This window comes from Micromonospora sp. WMMA1996 (assembly GCF_002573675.1).
GTDB classification, from domain to species: domain Bacteria; phylum Actinomycetota; class Actinomycetes; order Mycobacteriales; family Micromonosporaceae; genus Micromonospora; species Micromonospora sediminicola.
The window spans coordinates 114590-133663 of record NZ_PDHU01000002.1 but is presented as its reverse complement, the minus strand read 5'-3'; the positions used below and the strand labels follow the sequence as shown (position 1 = coordinate 133663).

Here is a 19074-nt window from a genome sequence, read left to right as displayed (position 1 = left end):
TCCGTTCCGTCGCTACCCTAGGAGCTGAGTGTGGTTTCGCGTACTTCCGGTGTCACGGCGAATGCGGAGCACCGGTCCGCCCCTGCCCCGGAGGCCACCGACGACCTCGAACAAGATCTCGACACCGCGCACACTCTGCATGAACTGATCCAGGCGCAGGCCGAGCGGACACCTGACGCCATCGCGGTGGAGTCGGGCTCGCAGCAGATGCGTTTCCGCGAACTCGATCTGGCTGCTCGCGGATTCGCCCGCACACTCGCCGCGCGGGGCGTGTCCGCGCGCTCGCCGGTCGGTGTCTGGTGCAACCGGGGTCCGAACCTGCTCGTGGCGCTGCTGGGCGTGCTGCACGCGGGAGCGGCGTTCATCCCGCTGGACCCGGATCTTCCGCCCGCGCGAGTCCGCTCGATGCTCGCGGAGGCGGGAGCGGACCACTGCGTCGTGGACAATCCGGCCTGCGGCCCGGTCGACGATCTCGCGGTCGAGGTGATCCCCGTGACCGGCGACGCCGGCGACCCGCTGACCGTCCCGGTCGATCCGGACGACCTCGTCTCCATCTACTACACCTCGGGATCGACCGGAAAGCCCAAGGGCGTGGCCATCACCCACCGTGGCTGGGTGAACCGGATGCGCTGGATGCAGCAGCGGCACGAGCTGCATCCCGGCGAGGGCGTCCTGCAGAAGACGGTCCTGAGCTTCGACGTCTCCGCGGTCGAGCTCTTCTGGCCGCTGATCGTCGGCGGTCGCGTGGTGATGCTGGAGCGCGGCCTGCACCGTGATCCACGAGCTATCGCGCGTACTGCGGCGGCGCACGAGGTGGCCGTGCTCCATTTCGTGCCCAGCATGCTGGCCCTGTTCCTCGACGACGTCGCCGGGAGCCCACCGCCGACGCTGCGACACGTGATTTCCAGCGGTGAGGCTCTGCGTCCCGAACTCGTCCGCCGATTCCACGAGGTGTTCCGCGGCACGGAGTGTTCGCTGCACAACCAGTGGGGCCCGACCGAGGCGTCCATCGACGCCACCATCCACACCTGCTCACCTGAGGACGCCGGGTTGGCCGCGGTCCCGATCGGCAAGCCGCTGACGAACTACCGGGTGCACGTGCTCGATGAATCCGGCACGCCGGCGCCCTCCGGGGTCGAGGGGGAGTTGTACATCGGTGGCGTCGGGCTGGCCCGCTGCTACTGGAACGACCCGGCGAAGACGGCCGAGGCGTTCCTGCCCGACCCGGCCGTACCGGGAGAGCGGCTGTATCGCACCGGAGACCGCGCGGTGCGCGGCCCGGATGGTGCCATCACCTTCCTGGGGCGGCGAGATCATCAGGTGAAGATCCGGGGAAACCGGGTCGAGCTCGGCGAGATCGAGAGAACCCTGGCCCGGCATCCCGAGGTCGCCGACGCCGTCGTGACGGTGTACGAGCCGCAACCCGATGACAAGCGGTTGCTCGCGTACGTGGTTGGCCGCTCCGGCATGGTCGACACCGAGGCGGTGCGCTACTTCCTGATCGAACGGCTGCCCGGGTACATGCTTCCGGCTCGCCTGATCGCCTTGTCGGAGCTGCCGCTCACGGCCAGTGGCAAGGTGGACCGCGCTCGGCTACCCGTACCGACGAACGAGGCGCCTGTCGCCGGTCGCGCCCCACACAGCGAGTCCGAGCTGCTGGTGGCCGAGGTCTGGGCCAGGTTCCTGCCGGCCACCGATGCCGATGCGGACTTCTTCGAACTGGGCGGGCACTCACTGCTCGGCACCCAGATCATCAGCGGGCTGCGACGCGCCCTCGGTCTGGAACTGCCGCTCATGCTGCTCTTTGACAATCCGACGATCGCGGACCTGGCACTGGCCATTGAACGCGAACTGCTGAGTGAGCCTGAGGATGTCCCGCGATGAGCGAGCTCGACAAGCGCTTACGGGCCGCTCGTGCCCGGCTCGCCGACGTCGTCCAACCCAACTCCGCGGAGGTCGCCGGCCGTGGTGATCCGGCTCGCCATGTGTCCGCGGCGCAACAGTGGTTCTGGCTGGAGGACCGGATCGTCGGTGGCTCCCCGAAGTACAACGTGTCGGAGGCGATCCAGCTCACCGGGGAGCTCGACATCCGCGCTCTGCGGACCGCGGTGGCTGCCGTGGCGACCCGGCATCCGGTGCTGCGCAGCGGTTTCGTCGATCGGGGCGGGGCCCCGATGCCGGTCGTCCATGAGCCCGACGCGGTTCCGGTGCTGCTGTGCGACGTTCGCGACCACCCGGATGTTCCTGCCCTGGTGGCCACGGCGGATGCCGAGCCGATACCCCTCGCGACCCGGCCGCCGATGCGGGTCCATGTGTACCGCATAGCCGATCGACGGTGGCTCATCCTGCTGACTGTGCACCACATCGCCGTCGACGCGCCGTCGATGTCGCTGCTCTGGGCGGAGATGGCGGACCAGTATCGCAGGGTCAGCGCGGGGGGTCCGCCGCTGTTGAAACGCCCGAGGGTGTGCTACGCCGATGTCGCCGCTGCCGCCGCGGCGCCGTCGCCCGACGATGTGGACTACTGGAAACGCACGCTGACCGGCGCTCCCGATCTGGAGCTTCCGCTGGACCGGCCACGGGGCACGCCCGGCGAGCGGCCGGGCGCGCAGTTGCCGATCACCGTACCGGCGCCGTTGGCGGCCCGGATCCGTCGATGCGCCAGCCGCTGTGGGGCGACCGAATTCATGGTCCACACCGCGGCCTTCAGCGCGCTGCTCGCCATGCTCAGCGGGCAGCGCGACGTGGTCGTCGGGACTCCGGTGCTGGGCCGAGCGGGCAGTGAACTCCAGGACGTGATCGGCCCCTTTCTCAATGTCCTGGCACTACGCATCGACCTGAGCGGCGAGCCGGACTTCATCGAGCTGATCCGGCGCACCCGCCGCACGGCGCTGGAGGGGTTCTCTCGGGGGCAGGTGCCGTTCGCCGAGGTGGTGAAACAGGTCGGCGCCCAGAAGGCACGGAACCGCAACCCGCTGTTCGAGACGATGATCACGGTGGAACAGGGCGAGCCACCGCTGCCCAGGTGGCCAGGTGCCATCGTGGCCAGGGTGCCGATTCCGACGAGCCACGCCAAGTTCGACCTGGAGATGATGCTGACCACCGGGTTGCCCGACGGCAGTGTTCAGGGTGTGGTGGCCTACGCCACCGACGTGCTCGACGCGGCCACCGCCGACAAAGTCGCGGAGCTGTACATCCGGCTTCTCGACACCGTCACGCAGCGCCCGTACGAGCCGGTCACCGGTGCGACCCTGCTCGGGCCCCATGATCCCCCGGTCTTCACCGGCCCCGAACGTGCCGTGGGCGCCAGCTTGCTGCAGCGCATCGTCGAACAGGCCGGTCGCACCCCGGACGCGCCCGCGGTGGGCGACCGGACGCGGGTGCTCACCTACGCGGAGCTGCTGGCCACCGCGGCTGGAATCGCCGGACAGCTCCGCGAGGCGGGAGTGTGTCGGGACGACACCGTAGGCGTCTGCCTCGAGCGCACACCACAGATGGTCGCCACGCTGCTCGGTGTCTGGCTGGCCGGGGCGGCCTACCTGCCGCTCGACCCGTCGTACGGCGAGAAGCGCATCGGGTACATGCTGCGGCGCAGCAGTACTTCGGTAGTGCTGACCGACGGCACGACAGGGCAGCTGCTGGACTGGAACGCGGCGGGGACGCGGTCATTGCCTGTAACCGGGGCCCGCGCTGCTGTGGTGGAGAACGGCATGGTGGACCCGGAAGGTCTGGCCTACGTCATCTACACCTCCGGCTCCACCGGCCGCCCCAGGGGTGTGATGGTCCGACACGCCGGCTTGGCGGGCTTCGCCGTCGACTGGATCGAGCGGCTGGGGATCGATCCGACGGACACGGTGGCCGCCACCACCACGATCTCGTTCGACATGGCGGTGTTGGAACTCCTGGTGCCGCTCGCCGTCGGGGCGCGCGTGGAGCTGATCGACCGTGACACCGTCATCGATGGTCATCGCCTCGCCGAGGTCATCGAGACGGCCGGGGTGACGGTGATGCAGGCGACCCCGGCCGGGTGGTCGCTGCTGATCGGCTCCGGCTGGTCCGGCGCGCCGCTGCGGGCGCTCAGTGGTGGGGAGGCCCTACCCGCCGCCCTCGCCCGGGACATCGCCGCGCGCACCGAGCGGTTGTGGAATGCCTACGGTCCTACCGAGACCACCATCGGCGCCAGCGCGTACCTGGTGCCCACCGACACCGAGATCGCTCCCGCGTTGGGAGAGCCGTTGGTCAACACGACGCTCGCGGTGCTCGACTCGGGAGGTCGCCCGGTGGCGCCGGGCGCTGCCGGAGAGCTGTACATCGGCGGCAGCAGGCTCGCGCGGGGCTATCTCGGTGACCCTGCCGCAACCGCGGCTCGGTTCGTACCCGATCCGACCCGGCCCGGTGAGCGGTTGTACCGCACGGGTGACCTGGTTCGCCGCCGCTTCGACGGTGCCCTCGAGTTCCTGGGGCGAGCCGACAACCAGCTCAAGATCCGTGGCTACCGGGTCGAGCCGGAGGAGATCGAAGCTCGGTTGCGGGACCACCCCAGCGTGGCCGACGCCGCGGTGCACGCCGCCGGGCAGGGCATCGAGCGGGTGCTGGTTGCCTACCTCGTGTGGCGTACCACCGAATCAGACGGCTGGTCCCGGGTCCGGAAGGCCCTGGCGGAGGTCCTGCCGGACTACATGATCCCGACCATGGTCGTCGCGATGGAGCAGCTCCCCATCACGCCGAACGGCAAGCTCGACCGGGCTGCGTTACCCGCGCCCCCGCTGCCCGCCGGTCGTCCGTCGGCGCCCCCGCAGACTCCGCTGCAACGTCGGGTGGCGGCGATATGGTCGAGCGTGCTGGGTGTCGACGGGGTCGGGATCGACGACGATTTCTTCGCCCTGGGCGGGCATTCCCTGCTGGCCGCGCGGCTGGTTGCCGCGGTGCGGGAACAACTCGGCGCCGACGTTCCGATGCGACAGCTGTTCGCCCATCCCACTGTCGCAGCCCTGTGCGAGTTCATCGGTGAGCGGCCGCACTCGGCGGACCACGAGCCGGACCTGCCGGTGGCCACCGGCGCGTCCCCGTTGTCCTCGACTCAGCAGCGATTCTGGTTCCTGGACCGGTTGCGCGCCTCCCGCACCGACTACCACGTCAGCGTGGCGGTCCTGCTGCGAGGCACGATCGACCCGGTGCTGGTGCACGAAGCCCTGCTGACGGTCGTGGCCCGGCACGACATCCTGCGTACCCGATTCGGGGACGGCGCGGTCCAGGTGATCGATCCGGTGCGTCCGCTCTGGACAAACGTGGTGGAGCTCGGGCGGCGCACACCCGTCGCCTTCGTGGATGAGATCGCCGCGCAGCCCTTCGACCTGGCGGAAGGCCCGCTGATGCGCGCCGGGCTGGCACGTTCCGGCGGGGATCACGTACTGGCGCTCGTGCTGCACCACGCGGTGATCGACGGATCCTCCATGCCCATCCTGTGGCGGGAGTTCAATGCGGCCTACCGTGCTCTGGCCGCCGGTGAGCCCCCGGCGGGGCGCCCGCCTGTCCAGTTCGCCGACTATGCCAGGTGGGAGCGGGCGCGTACCGATGATGGACGCGATCTGTGCTATTGGCGGCAGCGCCTGGCCGGTGCCTCGGCCACCGAGATCCCTCCGGACCGCCCACGGCCGGCGGTGTTCGTCGAGGACGGCGCGGAGCTGCGATTCGAGCTGGACGCGGCGACGACCGCGGCGGTGGACCAGTTGGCTCACCGAGGAGGCACGACGCCGTTCGTCGTCCTGCTCGGGGCGTTCGCGGTGACCGTCGGGCTGCTTGCCGGCACCACCGACGTGGTGCTGGGCACACCCATCGCCGGCGCCGGGCGCAGCAGGCCCGAGTTCGCCGAGCTGATCGGTCCGCTGCTGAACAGCGTGGTGGTGCGTGCCGACGTCCGTCCCGAGCACCGTTTCGCCGACCTGCTGGCCGAGCTGCACCTGGACGTCGCGGACGCTCACGACCACCAGCAACTGCCGTTCGAGCGGCTCGTGGAACAGCTGGACCCGCAGCGCGACCTGGCCCGGCACCCGCTGTTCGGCACCATGTTCGCGCTCGACGCCTTTGACGAGAGCACGGTGGATCTGCCGGGGGTGATCGCGGAGCCGCTGGACGCCAGCCAGGTCGCGGTCAAGCTTGACCTGAGCATGTCGCTGATGCGTGCGGCGGAGCACATCGACGGAGCCCTGCAGTATGCGACCAGCCTGTACGACCCGGCGACGGCAGCGGTGCTGGTGTCGATGTTCCGCCGGGTTCTGGCCCTCGTAGTGGCCGCACCGGACGATCCGCTCGGCGCGCTGCCGCTTGCCGGGCCGGATGATGTGCTGATGCCGCTCCCGGCGGAGCAGCCGACCCGACCCGGGGAGCCGACAGAGCCCGAAACCACCTTGACCGAGCTGGTCGAAAGAGGCATTCGGGATGACGCGCCGACCCTCACCGCGGGCGGCCAGACCCTGACCGGCGCTCAGCTGCGTGGTCGGGCCGATGCGCTGGCCGTCCAGCTGCAGCGCGCAGGTGCTGGTCGGGGGGTGCTTGTCGGCGTGCTGCTACCTCGGTCGGCGGACCTCGTCGTGGCCATGCTGGCCGTCCTGCGCAGCGGATCGACCCTGCTGACCCTCGATCCCCTCCAGCCGCCCACCCGCTTGCGCCGCCTCCTCGCAGATGTGCCGCTGGTGGTCACCGACCGGCCGGTCGGCGATCCGGCCCTGGCCGAAACCGTACGGATCATCGAGCCCGACGGCCCACCCGGCGGTGTCCCGACGACCCGGGGACCTGAGCCGGACGACATCGCGTACATCACCTACACCTCCGGCTCCACCGGCACACCCAAAGCCGTGGCCACCAGGCACGGGGCCGCGGCCGGCTACCTGCGGCACGTGATCAGGGAGTACCGGCTCGGCCAGCGGGACGTGGTGCTGCAGTTGGCGGCGTTGTCCTTCGACGCCAGCGTCCGCGACATCCTGAGCACACTGGCGGCCGGCGCGCGGCTCGTGCTGACGCCCGACCAGGAGACCCATGACCAGCGCGCCATCGCGAGGGCGTTGCTGGATCACGAGATCACCGCGCTGCTGTCGATGGTGCCGTCGATGCTGGGGGCACTGGTCACCGCCGCCAGGCAGTTGCCGCGCCGCCCCGGGCTACGTCTGATCCTGACCAGTGGGGAGGAGCTGCCGGCCGCGGTGGCGACGGCCGCCCTCGACCTGGGAGACCAGGTCGAGGTGGTGAACCAGTACGGGCCTACCGAATGCACGATGACCACCACGTTCCACCGGGTCACCGAGGCGGATCTGCGTGCCGGGTACATACCTGCCGGCAGACCGCTACCCGATGCCCGGGTGCTCATCCTCGATGCCGGAGGACGGCCGTTGCCGCGCGGGGCGGTCGGCGAGCTGGCGATCGGTGGCCCACGCGTCTCGGCCGGCTATCTGGGCGCACCCGGCCTCACCGCGCTCCGCTTCGTGCCCGATCCCTTCCAACCGGGGGCACGGCTGTACCGGACCGGCGATCTGGCGCGTGTCGATCACCACGGCGAGGTCCGTTACCTGGGCAGGCTGGACCACCAGGTCAAGGTTCGCGGGGTTCGGGTCGAGCCTGGTGAGATCGAGTCCTCGCTGCTGGCGGTGCCGGGAGTACGGGCCGCAGCGGTGGTGGTGGTCGGCGAGCGGGACCGGGTGGAGCTGGTCGCCCACGTTGTCGCCGATCCCTTCGACGCTTCTCTCCTCCGCGCCAGCGTCGTCGAAACCTTGCCGCAGTCGTATCACCCCTCGCGCTTCGTGCGCGCGACGGAGTTGCCGCGCACAGTGCACGGCAAGGTGGATCGGGCCGAACTGGTACGCCGCACCCCGCCGGCCGTCGGCCCGGGTCGTGAGGTCCTCGGCCCGCGTGATGGCGCTGAGCTGCGCATGGTGCCCGTGTGGGAAAGAGTGCTCGGGTGCGGCCCGATCGGAGTGTGTGACGATTTCTTCGAACTCGGTGGGCATTCGCTCAAGGCCGTGGAGCTGATCGACGCGATCGCGGAGACATTCGGTGTCGAGCTGCCACTGAACGCGATCTTCCAGCACCGCACGATCGAGGCGCTGGCTGCCCGGACCGGACAACCTGCCCAGGACCGGCTGATGGTGCTGCTGACCGCCCCGGATCTCAGCGGTACTCCGCTGTTCCTGGTGCACCCGCAGTCCGGTGACGCGTGCGGCTATGTCGCGCTCGCCCGGGAGTGGGGACGGTGGCGGCCGGTCTACGGGATCGAGGCCGTCGGGTACAACACGGACGTCGCGCCGCTGGCCGACATCCCCGCCATGGCCCAGCGGTACGTGTCCGAGATCCGGGCGGTGGCGCCACACGGGCCGTACCTGCTGGCGGGTTGGTCGTTCGGCGGCAATGTCGCTCTGGAGATGACCCGGCTGTTGGAAGCGGCCGGTGAGAAGGTGGCGTTCCTCGGTGTGATCGACGCACGCGCATTCGGTGTCGACTCCACCGAGCACCGATATGAGAACGTGGCGGATCTGGAGAAGTTCTCTCTCTCCCATGGAGTGAGGGATGCCGAGATCTCCGCCGAGGGGCAAGGCGGGAACGCCGACTTCGAGGAGGTTCTCGCCGGGCTGACGCGACATCTCGTCGACCGGGCACGGCTGCCGGCCGGAGCCCAGACGCCGGCGCTACGGCGGATGTACGACGTGTTCACGGCCAACGGTCATGCCGCTGATCGCTTCCGACCGGCCGAGGTTGGCGCGGACATCTGGTTGTTCAAGGCTTCGGAGCAGCATCCCAGTCTGTCCCGTCCGGTGGTCAGACCCGAGAGTTGGCAGCAGTTGACTCGTGGCGAGATACATGTGAGCCTCCTGCCCGGCAACCATCACGATCTCTTCACCGAGCCGAACGTGGCCACGGTGGCTGTTCGGCTGCGCGACGCCGTGGACGCGGTCCTCGCTGTCGACTCCGGCGCAACCCCGGGAACTGACTCATGAAGCGGATCGGCATCGTCGGCGGGGTCGGGCCGTACGCGGCCGCGCACTTCTACCGGCGGATCCTCGATCTGTGCCCAGCCGTCACCGACGAAGAGTACGCGGCCGTCATACTGGTCGCGGAACAGATCCCCAGCCGGATCGATCATCAGCTGGCACGCGGGCCGAGTCCGTTGCCCGCGCTGGAGGAGGCAGTCCGCAGGCTGTGTGTGGCCGGCGCGGATCTGATCGCCATTCCGTCGGCCACCACACACGTCTACCGAGCCGATCTGCTGCGTGAGTCCCGGGTTCCGATCGTGGATCTACTGCTGGAGGTCGCAGCGCATCTGGAGCGCGGGGACCTCTGCCGGCCGCTGATCCTGGCCACCGAGGCCACCGTCGCTCTGCGGAGCTTCGAACCGCTTTTTTCCTCCGCCACCAGGGCGATCTACCCTGATCCGCACGGACAGCGCCAGATCACGGACTTCATCTACCGAGTCAAGCGCGGCGAACCGTCGGATCGAACTCGTGCGGAGTTCACCCAGTGCGTACGCGCACTGCTGAGAGCGCATCCCGATGCGGATTGTGTGGTACTGGGCTGCACCGAGTTGTCGGTGATCGCTCCCGCGGTCGAGGTGGCCGTGCCGGTCGTGGACGCCACCGACGTCCTGGCCCACGCTGCGCTGAACTACCGAGCTGACGCGACGAGCCCGCGAACCAACAAGGATGAACTGGAGGTCCGACTGTGACGAACACTGATGTTTCTGACGAGTGGCTGGTTGTGGTCAACGACGAGGAGCAGTACTCCATCTGGGCCAAGGGTCGGCCAGTCCCTGCCGGCTGGCGAGCGGTCGGTGAGCCGGACAGCCGTGATGGTTGCCTGAGGCGCATCGAGGAACTCTGGACGGACATGCGCCCCAAAAGCCTCCGTGACCGGATCGCAGCCGCCTCGGACGCCCCATGAGGCGTCGCCTTTCGCACGTGGCAGATCAGCCCAGACGTGCACCGCACTTCTTCGTCGTGGAGAAACGGCGTGGGACTGCGATGGGCATCAACGGAAGAGGGACCTTGTTCAGACACCGTTCGGCGAAGCTTGCCGTCACTGTTCAGCCGGCCGACGACTTCATGCCCACCCCGCGCGCGGCGCAGCGGGCGTGGTGGTTGCAGCGGGCCGGCGAAGAGCTGGTCGACGATCTCATGCATCTCGATGTACTCAGTACCGGGCTGGTCGCCGGGTCCGATCGGCCGGCAATCGCCGGGGGATGGCGCGACAGTGACGCTCACTATGCGGCCGACGAGTTGATAATCGAAGGTCAGCAGGTAATGCAGGACTGGGAGGCGCCGCTGATGCGTGCGATGGCCGCTCAGGTCGCAGCATCTGGTGGCGACGTCCTCGAAATTGGTTTCGGGATGGGGATATCGGCGACGTACATGCAGGACATGGGCATCCGCTCGTACACCGTCCTGGAGGCCAACGAGGACGTTGCTCAGGCGTTCGCACATTGGCAGAGCGGCTTCCCGGACGCCACGACCACGTTGATCCTCGGACCGTGGCAGGAGACATTGCCGACCCTCGGTCTCTACGACGGCATCTTCTTCGACACGTATCCGGCTGACGAGGACGAGTTCATGAGGTACGTCGTCGACGATGTCACCTTCGCCGCCCACTTCTTCCCGCACGCGGCCGCCCACCTGAGGCCAGGCGGGGTTTTCAGCTACTACAGCAACGAAATCGACTCGCTGAGTCGGCGGCACCAGAGGCGACTGCTTGAGCACTTCAGCAGCTTCTCTGTCGAGGTGGTGCGTGACCTGCTGCCGCCCGAGGACTGCCATTACTGGTGGAGCAACTCAATGGCGGTCGTACGAGCGGTCAAATGACCCGTCCGTGGGTGTGCGATCCGGTCGCGGAACGGCGGTGGACGGATTCCGGCATGTGACGCACGTCGGTGCCCGGGCGGACGGTGGCGTCGGGCGGTGGTCGGGTGTGCGGCCACCGCAGAGCAGGCAGCCCGGTGCGCGTGCTCCTGCGCGCCGGGCTGCCATGCCGTCGATCAGGGCCGCCCGCGTGTCGAGCACACGTCCGGCCAGCTGCGACGAGTGCTCAGTTACCTCCGGTGGGCCTGGGTGAGGATGTTCCGGCCGTCTTCCCCGCCCGCGCTGACCAGCGTGCGGCCAGGGCCTCGGCCACGAGCGTCTGAACGGCAGGCCGGTCGATCTTGCCGGAGGTGGTCAGCGGCAGTCGTTCGGCGGTGACGGTCGCCGTAGGGATCATGTACGCCGGCAGGCGACGGGACGCCTCGGGGATGACCGATGCGGCGTCGCCGACGATCAGCGTGGCCAGCATCGGCTCACCGGAGGGTCCCGGTATCAGCACGTTGGCGACGTCCTGGACACCGGGGCAGTCCCGCAGTGCCGCGTCGATCTCCTCCAGTTCGACGCGATAGCCGCGCACCTTGACCTGGTTGTCCAGCCGCCCGAGAAACTCGAGGACGCCGGGCTCGCACTCGCGGACGAGGTCGCCGGTCCGATACGTGCGCTGGCGCTCGCCGCCGACCTGGATCTCGCGGAAGCGCTCCGCGGTCAGCTCGGGCTGGTTGAGATAGCCGTCGGCCAGCACGCCGCCGACGTACAGTTCGCCGGCCGAACCCGGGACCACCGGGTGGCCGGCGTCGTCCAGGATCCACAGCCGCCGGCCGGGCACGGCCGAACCGATCGGCAGACCGCCGCCCGTGGCCGGTAGTGGGTCGTTCCCGGCGAGCCGGAACGCCGTGGCCGTCACCACGCACTCCGTGGGCCCGTAGCCGTTGACCAGGTCGATGCCGCGGAACGGACTGTCGCGGTACCGATGGACATCGGCGAGCGACGCGGCCTCCCCGCCGATCACCATCAGCCGCAGCGTTCGAAGGTCGGACGCACTGATCAGCGCCGCGTCCGCCAGCAGCGCCCGCCAGTACGCCGTCGGCAGCTGGAGGACCGTGATGCCGTGCTCCGCGACGAGCCGCCCGAGGGCCGCGGCATGAGGCAGTTCGCGGGGCCGGATCACCACCGTGCCCCCCGCCAACCAGGTCGGCCAGATCTCCTCCTGAGCGACGTCGAAGCTGAGCGACGCGAACTGCAGCACCCGGTCGCCAGGCGTCAGCCCGAAGAGATCGGCGGCAGCGGCGGCGTGCCGGGCCGCGGCGGCGTGCCCGACGATGACGGCCTTGGGACGACCGGCAGAGCCGGATGTGTAGATCGCGTACGCCGGAGCGTCCGGGCGTGCCCCGGCTGGCGCGGCTCCGGTCGTGGCGACGAGGTCGGGGGAGACCACCAACCGGCATCCGGCGTCGCGCATGGCCTCGGCACGCCGGGCGTCGGGATGGGCCGCGTCGAGCGGTACCGCGCAGGCGCCGGCGCGCATCGTCGCGGCCAGCGCGAGCACCGCCCCAGCAGATCCGTCCGCCATGACGGCCGCGCTGTCGCCGGGTGCCAGCCCGGCCTCCGTCAGTGCCGAGGCGAGCGCGTCGACACGGGCGTCGAGTTCGGCGTACGAGAGCCGGACCGCCTCTCCGATCAGGGCCGGACGGCCGGGCCATGCGGCGGCGCCGTGGCGTAGCACGTCATCCAACGTCTCGTGCGGGTACTCCACGATGCACCGCTCCTCAGGTCCGCCAGGTGCACGGCAGGGCACCCCGGCCGAGGCGCCCTCGTCGTCGTGCTGATCGCCGAGAGGGTACCCGCTCGGCTGTGCGTTGAGGTTGAGGACATCGATCCGGTTGCCCAACGGGTCGGCACATGGCCGGCGGTTTGCCCGGGACGCCGCCACTCACCGCGGGACGACGTCCACTTCGGTCGGTAAGCGTAGTCGCGAACGGATGTGACCGGTGACGCTCGCCGACTGGGCGCTACGCCGAGCATACGGCGCTCCACAGCGGACACCGATAGCGCCTGACGATCCTCGAAGGTGTCGACAGCGACCGCGCCGTTCCCTACACTCAGCCGGTGGAGCGCTGTCAATGAGAGTTGGCGACGCAGTCACCAAATCCGAAAAGGGCTGATTTTGACTGACGCGGGGCTGGCAGTAACTGCTCTTCATTCGCTCCTGGGCGATCGCATTCTCGGGCCGGACAGCAAGTCGTACGATGAGCACAGGCGTGTCTGGAACGCGGTGCACGATCGGCGCCCAGCGCTAATTGCCCGGTGCGTCAATGCGGTCGAAGTCTCATCCGTTCTGCGTTACGCGCGGTCTGCCGGTCTCGCCGTCACCGTGCGCGGGGGCGGCCACAACGTCGCGGGTAGGGCTGTCTCGGACGCCTCGGTGATGATCGATCTGTCGCTGATGCGCGGTGTCTCGGTCGATCCGTCGGCTCGGTTGGCGAGGGCGCAGGGTGGATGCCTGCTGCGGGATCTCGATGCCGCCACCACCCCCCATGGTCTCGCGTGTCCGGCCGGGGTGGTCTCACACACCGGCCTGGGTGGACTCGCGTTGGGGGGCGGGTACGGCTGGCTCGCTCGCCGATGGGGCCTCACCTGCGACCACATCCTGGCTGCCGAAGTCGTGCTTGCGGACGGTTCGATAGTCGAGGCCACCGAGAGCGCGCACAGCGAGCTGCTGTGGGCACTGCGAGGTGGCGGTGGCAACTTCGGCGTCGTCACTCGCTTCACACTTCGCCTCCGTCCGGTCGGTCCGGTCGTCCATCGCACCGGGGTCTATTCGATGGGCGACGGTGTCGATGCGCTGGCCGCCTATCGTGAGTTCGCCGAACAGCAGTCGGCGGAGTTGCACACAGTCGGGGCCTTCAAGATCGCCTCGGAGCAGGACTGGATCCCCGCGAAGCTCCGTGGCCGACCCACGTTGCACTTGACCGCGGCCTGGTTCGGTGACCCAGGTGACGGAGACGACGCTGTCAGACCGTTGTTCGACAAGTTCGCCCCGGCGGGGAGGCTGGAGCGGGTGCTCTCCTTCTCCGACCTCCAAGCCCTCGGCGACCACAGTGAGCCGCATGGGCATCGCTATTTCACCAAGTCCTGCTATCTCGGTGAGATCAGCCCCGCTGTCGCCGAGGCGATGGTCCGTAACGCCGAGGAGATCCGCTCCCCGCGGTCCTGCGTTGATTTCGAATACCTGGGCGGCGCGATCACGGACGTTCCGGATGAGGATTCGGCCTTTCCGTGGCGGGCGGCACCGTACATGTACACCGCCTCCGCGCACTGGACGGATCCCAACGCCGACGACGAAGAAGCGGCCTGGTCCCGCCGCAGCATCGCGAGGCTCGACAAATGGCACTACGGCGGTTCCTATGTCAATTACGTGCAGGACCAGCCGAGTTCCGGTTCGATCGACATATATGGTGCCGACCGTTACCGGAGGCTCGCTGAGATCAAGAGGCGTTACGACCCGGACAACCTGCTGCGGCACAACCAGAACATCGCACCGGAGCGCTCGCTCGCCGAAGATCAGCAGATTGCCTAAGTCCTGTCCTGGAGTTCCCCCCGGCTGGTGGGGCGTGCCAGGCGGTTTCGTATCCCGGCGGATGAGCGTCAGGCATGCACCTGCGGGTCCGGATCCGTCCGGGACCTTCGATGGTCTCGATGACCACTGCTGAACGTCGGCCCGACGACGTCCCCACCGGCGAAGCCCGGGTCGACGAGGCCCTGCGGCTGCTCTCCGGCGTGCCGGTCGAACTCGATGTGCCGGACGTGCGGACGGATGCGGGTGCGCCCTCATGCCGCGAAGCGCTCGTCACCCACGTGCTGTCGGCGCCGTTCGCCAGCGTCCGATGTGCCGATGAGCGGATCCCCGACTAGCGTGCGCATGTGGCCGAGTCCTTGGACCTCTCGAGTCCGGCTTCGCGTCGGGAGGCGCTCCGGATGGTTGACGTCGATGATCCTGGCCCTCACCAAGCGATGCTCCGCGAGATCTTCGACCGCGAAAGGGCGTGGCGCGAAGGCCCGGACGAGGGCGAGGGCGACGAGTACGAGCAGATATACGTGACGGCCCTTCTGCTGTTCCTTGTCGGCGATCCCACGGACTCGCCCCGCCTGTATGGGGCGAAGTTCCGCACTGGCGACATGGACCTCGGCGTCGGCTTCGACGCCCAGGCCATCTTCGGAGCGGGCCGGGGCGACACGCTTCAGTGGCTCCTGAAGAACGGCTACACCGACGAGCACGCGCGTCTGTCTGAGTGGTTGTCGCAGTCGGGAGACCCGAAGATCGACGATTGGGCTCGACACAAGCGCGCCTACTTCTACTCACCGGACGGCATGCTGCTCCTGGATCCGCTCTAGGCGAGCCCTGGCCAGCAGGGCCCGTCCGCTCGTGCCGCGTAGCGGATGGACCTGCACCCTGGTGCCGGCGCTTCGGTCCTGAAGGCCGATGGGTGATCCGGTTCGACGTCGAGCGCTGGTACGTCTCAGCGAAGAGCGGCCGTGGCCTGGGCGACCAGCCAGCGTTCCGCCTGCTCGTAGGTCCACCCGTTGTCGTCGAGCAGGGTGAAGTAACCGGAGTATCCGAAGTAGAACCAGAGGATGTCAGTCGCCTCCGCGACTGTTGTTCCCGCCCTCAGGCCGCCGACGTCGCGGAGTCGCACGGCGACGGCTTCGACGGCGTCGCGGTAGCGTCCGGTGGCCACCCGCAGGCTGTCGGCGACCTCGGCGTGGTGCGGCGCGGTCGTCAGCATCAGCCGCATGATGTCGCCGTACGTCTCGCGCATGGCCCGGACCGTGGCTGCCGTGTCCCGCAGGATCTCGTCCGGGTCGGTGAGCGTCTCCTGCCGGGAGAGGGTCTGCGCCACGATCGGCGCCTGGCTCCACAGGTCGACGAGCGTCCGGACCAGCCCCTGCTTGCCGCCGGTCACCGCGTACACCGTGGCCGGTGCGACGCGGGCCTCCGCGGCGATGTCCTCGATCTTCGTGGCGAAGTACCCGTTGCGGGCGAAGAGTGAGCGCGCCGCCTCGACGATGGCGGCGCGGGTGGCCGCGGCGTACTCGGCCCGACGGCTCCTCGGTGCTTCGGTCATGGTCGTGTGAGCATAGCCTCCGCCATTCGTCAGAGTTGGCCTCTGACGAGTGAATGGCTACTCTGATCAAATGGGTGACATGCTGACGTCCGGCACGGAGTACGAAGCGGCGCGGACGATCTGGAACGGTGCGGTGACCAGCCGCCCGCTCGCCGTCCTTCGGTGCGCCACCACGGCTGACGTCCAGGCCGGGGTGCGGGCCGCCGGGGAGAAGGGTCTCCCGCTGTCGGTGCGCGGCGGCGGGCACGACTGGGCCGGTCGCGCGCTGACCGACGGCGGGCTGACGCTGGACCTGAGCCCGATGCGGCGGGTGAGCGTCGACCCGGCGACCGCGGTCGCCACCGTGGCCGGCGGTGCCACGTCGGCCGACGTGGCCGCGGCCGCGCAGCGGGCCGGTCTGGTCGCGGTCACCGGGACGGCCGGTTCGGTCGGCATGGCCGGCCTGACGCTCGGCGGTGGGTACGGTCCACTGAGCGGCCGGTTCGGCCTTGCCGCCGACAACCTGCTGTCGGCCGACGTGGTGCTCGCCGACGGCACGTCGGTCACCGCGGACGAGGAGCGCGACCCCGAGTTGCTCTGGGCCCTGCGCGGCGGAGGCGGCAACTTCGGCGTCGTCACCTCGATGCGGATCCGGCTGCACGCGGTGCCGACGATCCTGGCCGGGATGATCATGTTCGGCTCCGACGTGCTGCCGGAGCTGGAGGAGTCGCTGCTACGCGGGCCGGACGAGCTGACCGTGCAGGCCGGCTTCATCACCGCCCCGACCGGTGGGTCGGCGCTGTTCGTCGCGCCGACCTGGTGCGGTGAGCCCGAGGCCGGGACCAAGGTGCTCCAGCGGCTCACCGAGCTCGGCGAGCCGCTGACGGCGCAGTTCGGCCCGACCACGATGCCCGACCAGCTCGCACAGATCGACGCGATGTTCCCGGCGGGTCGCCACGTCGAGATCGGGGCGCGCACGGTGACCGGACTCGACCGTACGGTCCAGGAGATCCTGCTCGACGCCGCCGACGCCAAGACCTCGCCGCTGTCGGCGATCTCGCTGCACAGCCTCCACGGCGCGGCCGCTCGCGTCCCCGCCGACGCCACCGCGTTCCGCAACCGGACGCCGCACCTGATGGTCGAGACCATCGCGGTGTGGGAACCCGGAGACCCCGCCGAGGATCGGCACCGGGCCTGGGTCCGGAAGACCGACCGGCTTCCGGGCGGCTATCCCAACCTGCTCGGTCCGGGCGACGCCGAGCGCACCGCCGCAGCCTTCGGGCCGAACGCCGAGCGCCTGCTCTCCGCCAAGAAGCGGTACGACCCCGAACTGGTGTTCCACGCCCCGGGAAGGCTCTGACGGCCGGCGCCGAGGATCCACCATCGAACGGAGGTGCGCAGTGGGCTGGAGCACCCGGGAGATCGCCCAACTCGCCGGCACCACGCTGCGGGCGGTACGCCACTACCACGACATCGGGCTGCTGACCGAACCACCCCGGCGCACCAACGGCTACAAGCAGTACGGGGTTGCCCACCTCGTCCGGATCCTGCGCATCAGGCGCCTGACGGAGTTGGGTTTCTCGCTGTCGCAGATCGCGACCATGCAGGACACCGACGATCAGCCCGTGGAGGCCCTGCGCACCCTCGACGCCGAGCTCGCGACCACCATCGAACGGCTACAGCGGGCCCGCCTCGAACTCGGTGTCATCCTGCGACAGCCCATACCGGCGGAACTGCCACCCGGTGTCGTCACACCCGATGTCGTGTCGACGATGCCGCCGGCCGACCGTTCGTTCGTCGTCGTGCTGACCCGCGTGCTCGGCGCCGACACCATGCGGGCCTGGGGGGACATGCTGCGCAAGCCCGTCACCGACCCGGTGGCCGAGCGGTTCGACACCCTTCCCGCGGACGCCGGCGAGCCGGCCCGCGCGGCCGTGGCCCGGGACCTGGCCCCCTACGTACGCACGCTGCTCGCGGAGAACCCCGGAGTGCGGATCACGAACGCCGGCACCCGGTACAGCGCACGCTACGTCGAACAAGCCGTCGGCAGGGCCCTGGCGGAGCTCTACAACCCTGCGCAGCTGGACGTCATGCGGCGCACCCACCGCCTGCTGTCCGAACCGCGGGACTGATCGACGGCGCCGACCGGCGCGCGGCGAGCGGGCCGGGGACGGGTGCCGGTGGACCGCACGTGGTCAGCTGCGGGCCGCGACGAGACGTCTGGTGCTGCGCCGGAAGCTCCACACGACGACCAGCGCGGCCAGTACGGTGAGCGGAGTGCCCATGACGACTCGGGCAAGGCCCAGCCCACCGGTGCTGTCGGCCAGGTAGAGCCACTGCTGGACCGCGAAGCGGGACCCGAACACCGACGCCGCGGCGAGGGTCGCGACGTCGTGTGCCACCCGTACGGCTCGGTCAGATCGCCATGCGTGCGTGCCGCCGTGCAGGGCGTTCCAGATGACACCGGTCAGCGGCCGGCGAGCCAGCACCGACCCGGACGTGACGACGAATCCGGCCAGCGAGGCCCAGATCCCGATCACGAAGAAGTCCCGCGCGGAGCCGGTCCAGGCGACGATCCCGGCGGCCACCGCCACACCGAGCAGGCTGCCCACCGCCGAGACGAGACGCTCGCCGCGCAGCCACCGAAGGACGAACAACGCCAGCCCGGTCGCGACCGCGACACCGACAGCCACCGGAAGCGGCAGGAACGCGTCGGCCGTGACGAACACGATCACCGGGACCGTGGAGTAGACGAACCCGGCCGGGCCGCCCATCTGCCGCAGGACGGTGTCGGCGGGCTGGGCGGTGCCGTCGGGAGGAGTGGTGTCACGGTCCCGCTCCGACATCACATCTGGGTCGACCTCGTTCGGCATTGGACAATTAGCCGGTGTGCCGCAGCGGCACACTCAAGCACACGCGGCACGGTGTGTCCGACCTCACGACCGGCGGCGCGACCGCTGCTGGCGCTCGATGCCGGCCGCGAGTTCGACGTCGAGGGCGCGGAACGTCTGCTCCGCGCCCTCGACCGATTCCCGCGCCAGGGCGATGCCGGCAAGCGACACGCCCAGGTCCACCAGGCGCCGGATCCGCAGCAGCCGGATCCCGTACTGCTCGCCATTGCACACCGTGTCCCAGGG

Annotated in this window: 14 protein-coding genes; 10 read left to right on the top strand and 4 right to left on the bottom strand. The window is 69.6% G+C overall.

The window, feature by feature from the left end:
- Positions 1–30 precede the first annotated feature (30 nt).
- The 5 genes from COO58_RS19540 to COO58_RS19520 all read left to right on the top strand — a co-directional run bounded on the left by COO58_RS19540 (position 31) and on the right by COO58_RS19520 (position 10838).
- Entirely contained in the window at positions 31–1884 is a 1854-nt protein-coding gene (locus COO58_RS19540) for a non-ribosomal peptide synthetase (protein ID WP_255292716.1), read from the top strand.
- Entirely contained in the window at positions 1881–8984 is a 7104-nt protein-coding gene (locus COO58_RS19535; RefSeq protein ID WP_098746624.1) for a non-ribosomal peptide synthetase, read from the top strand. The genes COO58_RS19540 and COO58_RS19535 overlap by 4 nt, the downstream gene beginning before the upstream one ends.
- Positions 8981–9709, top strand: a complete 729-nt coding sequence (locus COO58_RS19530; RefSeq protein ID WP_098746622.1) for an aspartate/glutamate racemase family protein — start codon at positions 8981–8983, stop codon at positions 9707–9709. Before COO58_RS19535 ends, COO58_RS19530 begins: the two co-directional genes overlap by 4 nt.
- The gene (locus tag COO58_RS19525; RefSeq protein WP_091573754.1) at positions 9706–9924 is read left to right on the top strand and encodes an MbtH family NRPS accessory protein; all 219 of its coding nucleotides are present in this window, start codon (positions 9706–9708) and stop codon (positions 9922–9924) included. Before COO58_RS19530 ends, COO58_RS19525 begins: the two co-directional genes overlap by 4 nt.
- 80 nt (positions 9925–10004) lie before the next feature.
- Positions 10005–10838 carry a class I SAM-dependent methyltransferase gene (locus COO58_RS19520; RefSeq protein ID WP_255292715.1) on the top strand — a complete coding sequence of 278 codons (834 nt, stop codon included), beginning with the start codon at positions 10005–10007 and terminating at the stop codon, positions 10836–10838.
- Between the two features lie 223 nt (positions 10839–11061).
- Here the strand turns inward: COO58_RS19520 and COO58_RS19515 are convergent, their stop codons facing one another.
- Positions 11062–12588, bottom strand: coding sequence for an amino acid adenylation domain-containing protein (locus COO58_RS19515; protein ID WP_176558909.1), 1527 nt, complete (start codon positions 12586–12588; stop codon positions 11062–11064).
- A gap of 519 nt (positions 12589–13107) precedes the next feature.
- On the opposite strand from COO58_RS19515, the gene COO58_RS19510 reads away from it, so the two are divergent.
- From COO58_RS19510 to COO58_RS19500, 3 genes are all read left to right on the top strand, one after another.
- Positions 13108–14412: an FAD-binding oxidoreductase gene (locus tag COO58_RS19510; RefSeq protein WP_255292718.1), complete on the top strand. Its 1305-nt coding sequence runs from the start codon at positions 13108–13110 to the stop codon at positions 14410–14412.
- Between the two features lie 119 nt (positions 14413–14531).
- Complete coding sequence (locus tag COO58_RS30915) at positions 14532–14747, top strand: hypothetical protein (protein WP_255292714.1); 216 nt, start codon at positions 14532–14534, stop codon at positions 14745–14747.
- A gap of 9 nt (positions 14748–14756) precedes the next feature.
- Positions 14757–15227 carry a hypothetical protein gene (locus COO58_RS19500; protein ID WP_098746617.1) on the top strand — a complete coding sequence of 157 codons (471 nt, stop codon included), beginning with the start codon at positions 14757–14759 and terminating at the stop codon, positions 15225–15227.
- Positions 15228–15352: 125 nt separating this feature from the next.
- Here the strand turns inward: COO58_RS19500 and COO58_RS19495 are convergent, their stop codons facing one another.
- Positions 15353–15958 carry a TetR/AcrR family transcriptional regulator gene (locus COO58_RS19495; RefSeq protein ID WP_098746616.1) on the bottom strand — a complete coding sequence of 202 codons (606 nt, stop codon included), beginning with the start codon at positions 15956–15958 and terminating at the stop codon, positions 15353–15355.
- A 70-nt stretch (positions 15959–16028) separates the two neighbouring features.
- Between COO58_RS19495 and COO58_RS19490 the strand changes: the two genes are divergently transcribed.
- Positions 16029–17297 carry an FAD-binding oxidoreductase gene (locus COO58_RS19490; protein WP_098746614.1) on the top strand — a complete coding sequence of 423 codons (1269 nt, stop codon included), beginning with the start codon at positions 16029–16031 and terminating at the stop codon, positions 17295–17297.
- 40 nt (positions 17298–17337) lie between these two features.
- Positions 17338–18069 carry a MerR family transcriptional regulator gene (locus COO58_RS19485; protein WP_098746613.1) on the top strand — a complete coding sequence of 244 codons (732 nt, stop codon included), beginning with the start codon at positions 17338–17340 and terminating at the stop codon, positions 18067–18069.
- Between the two features lie 63 nt (positions 18070–18132).
- On the opposite strand, the gene COO58_RS19480 is transcribed toward COO58_RS19485, so the two are convergent.
- Positions 18133–18783 (bottom strand): DUF3159 domain-containing protein, encoded by a 651-nt coding sequence (locus COO58_RS19480; protein WP_176558908.1) that lies wholly within the window; start codon positions 18781–18783, stop codon positions 18133–18135.
- Between the two features lie 90 nt (positions 18784–18873).
- A complete protein-coding gene (locus tag COO58_RS19475) occupies positions 18874–19062 on the bottom strand; it encodes a hypothetical protein (protein WP_218012405.1) in 189 nt (62 codons plus the stop codon).
- Positions 19063–19074: the final 12 nt, after the last annotated feature.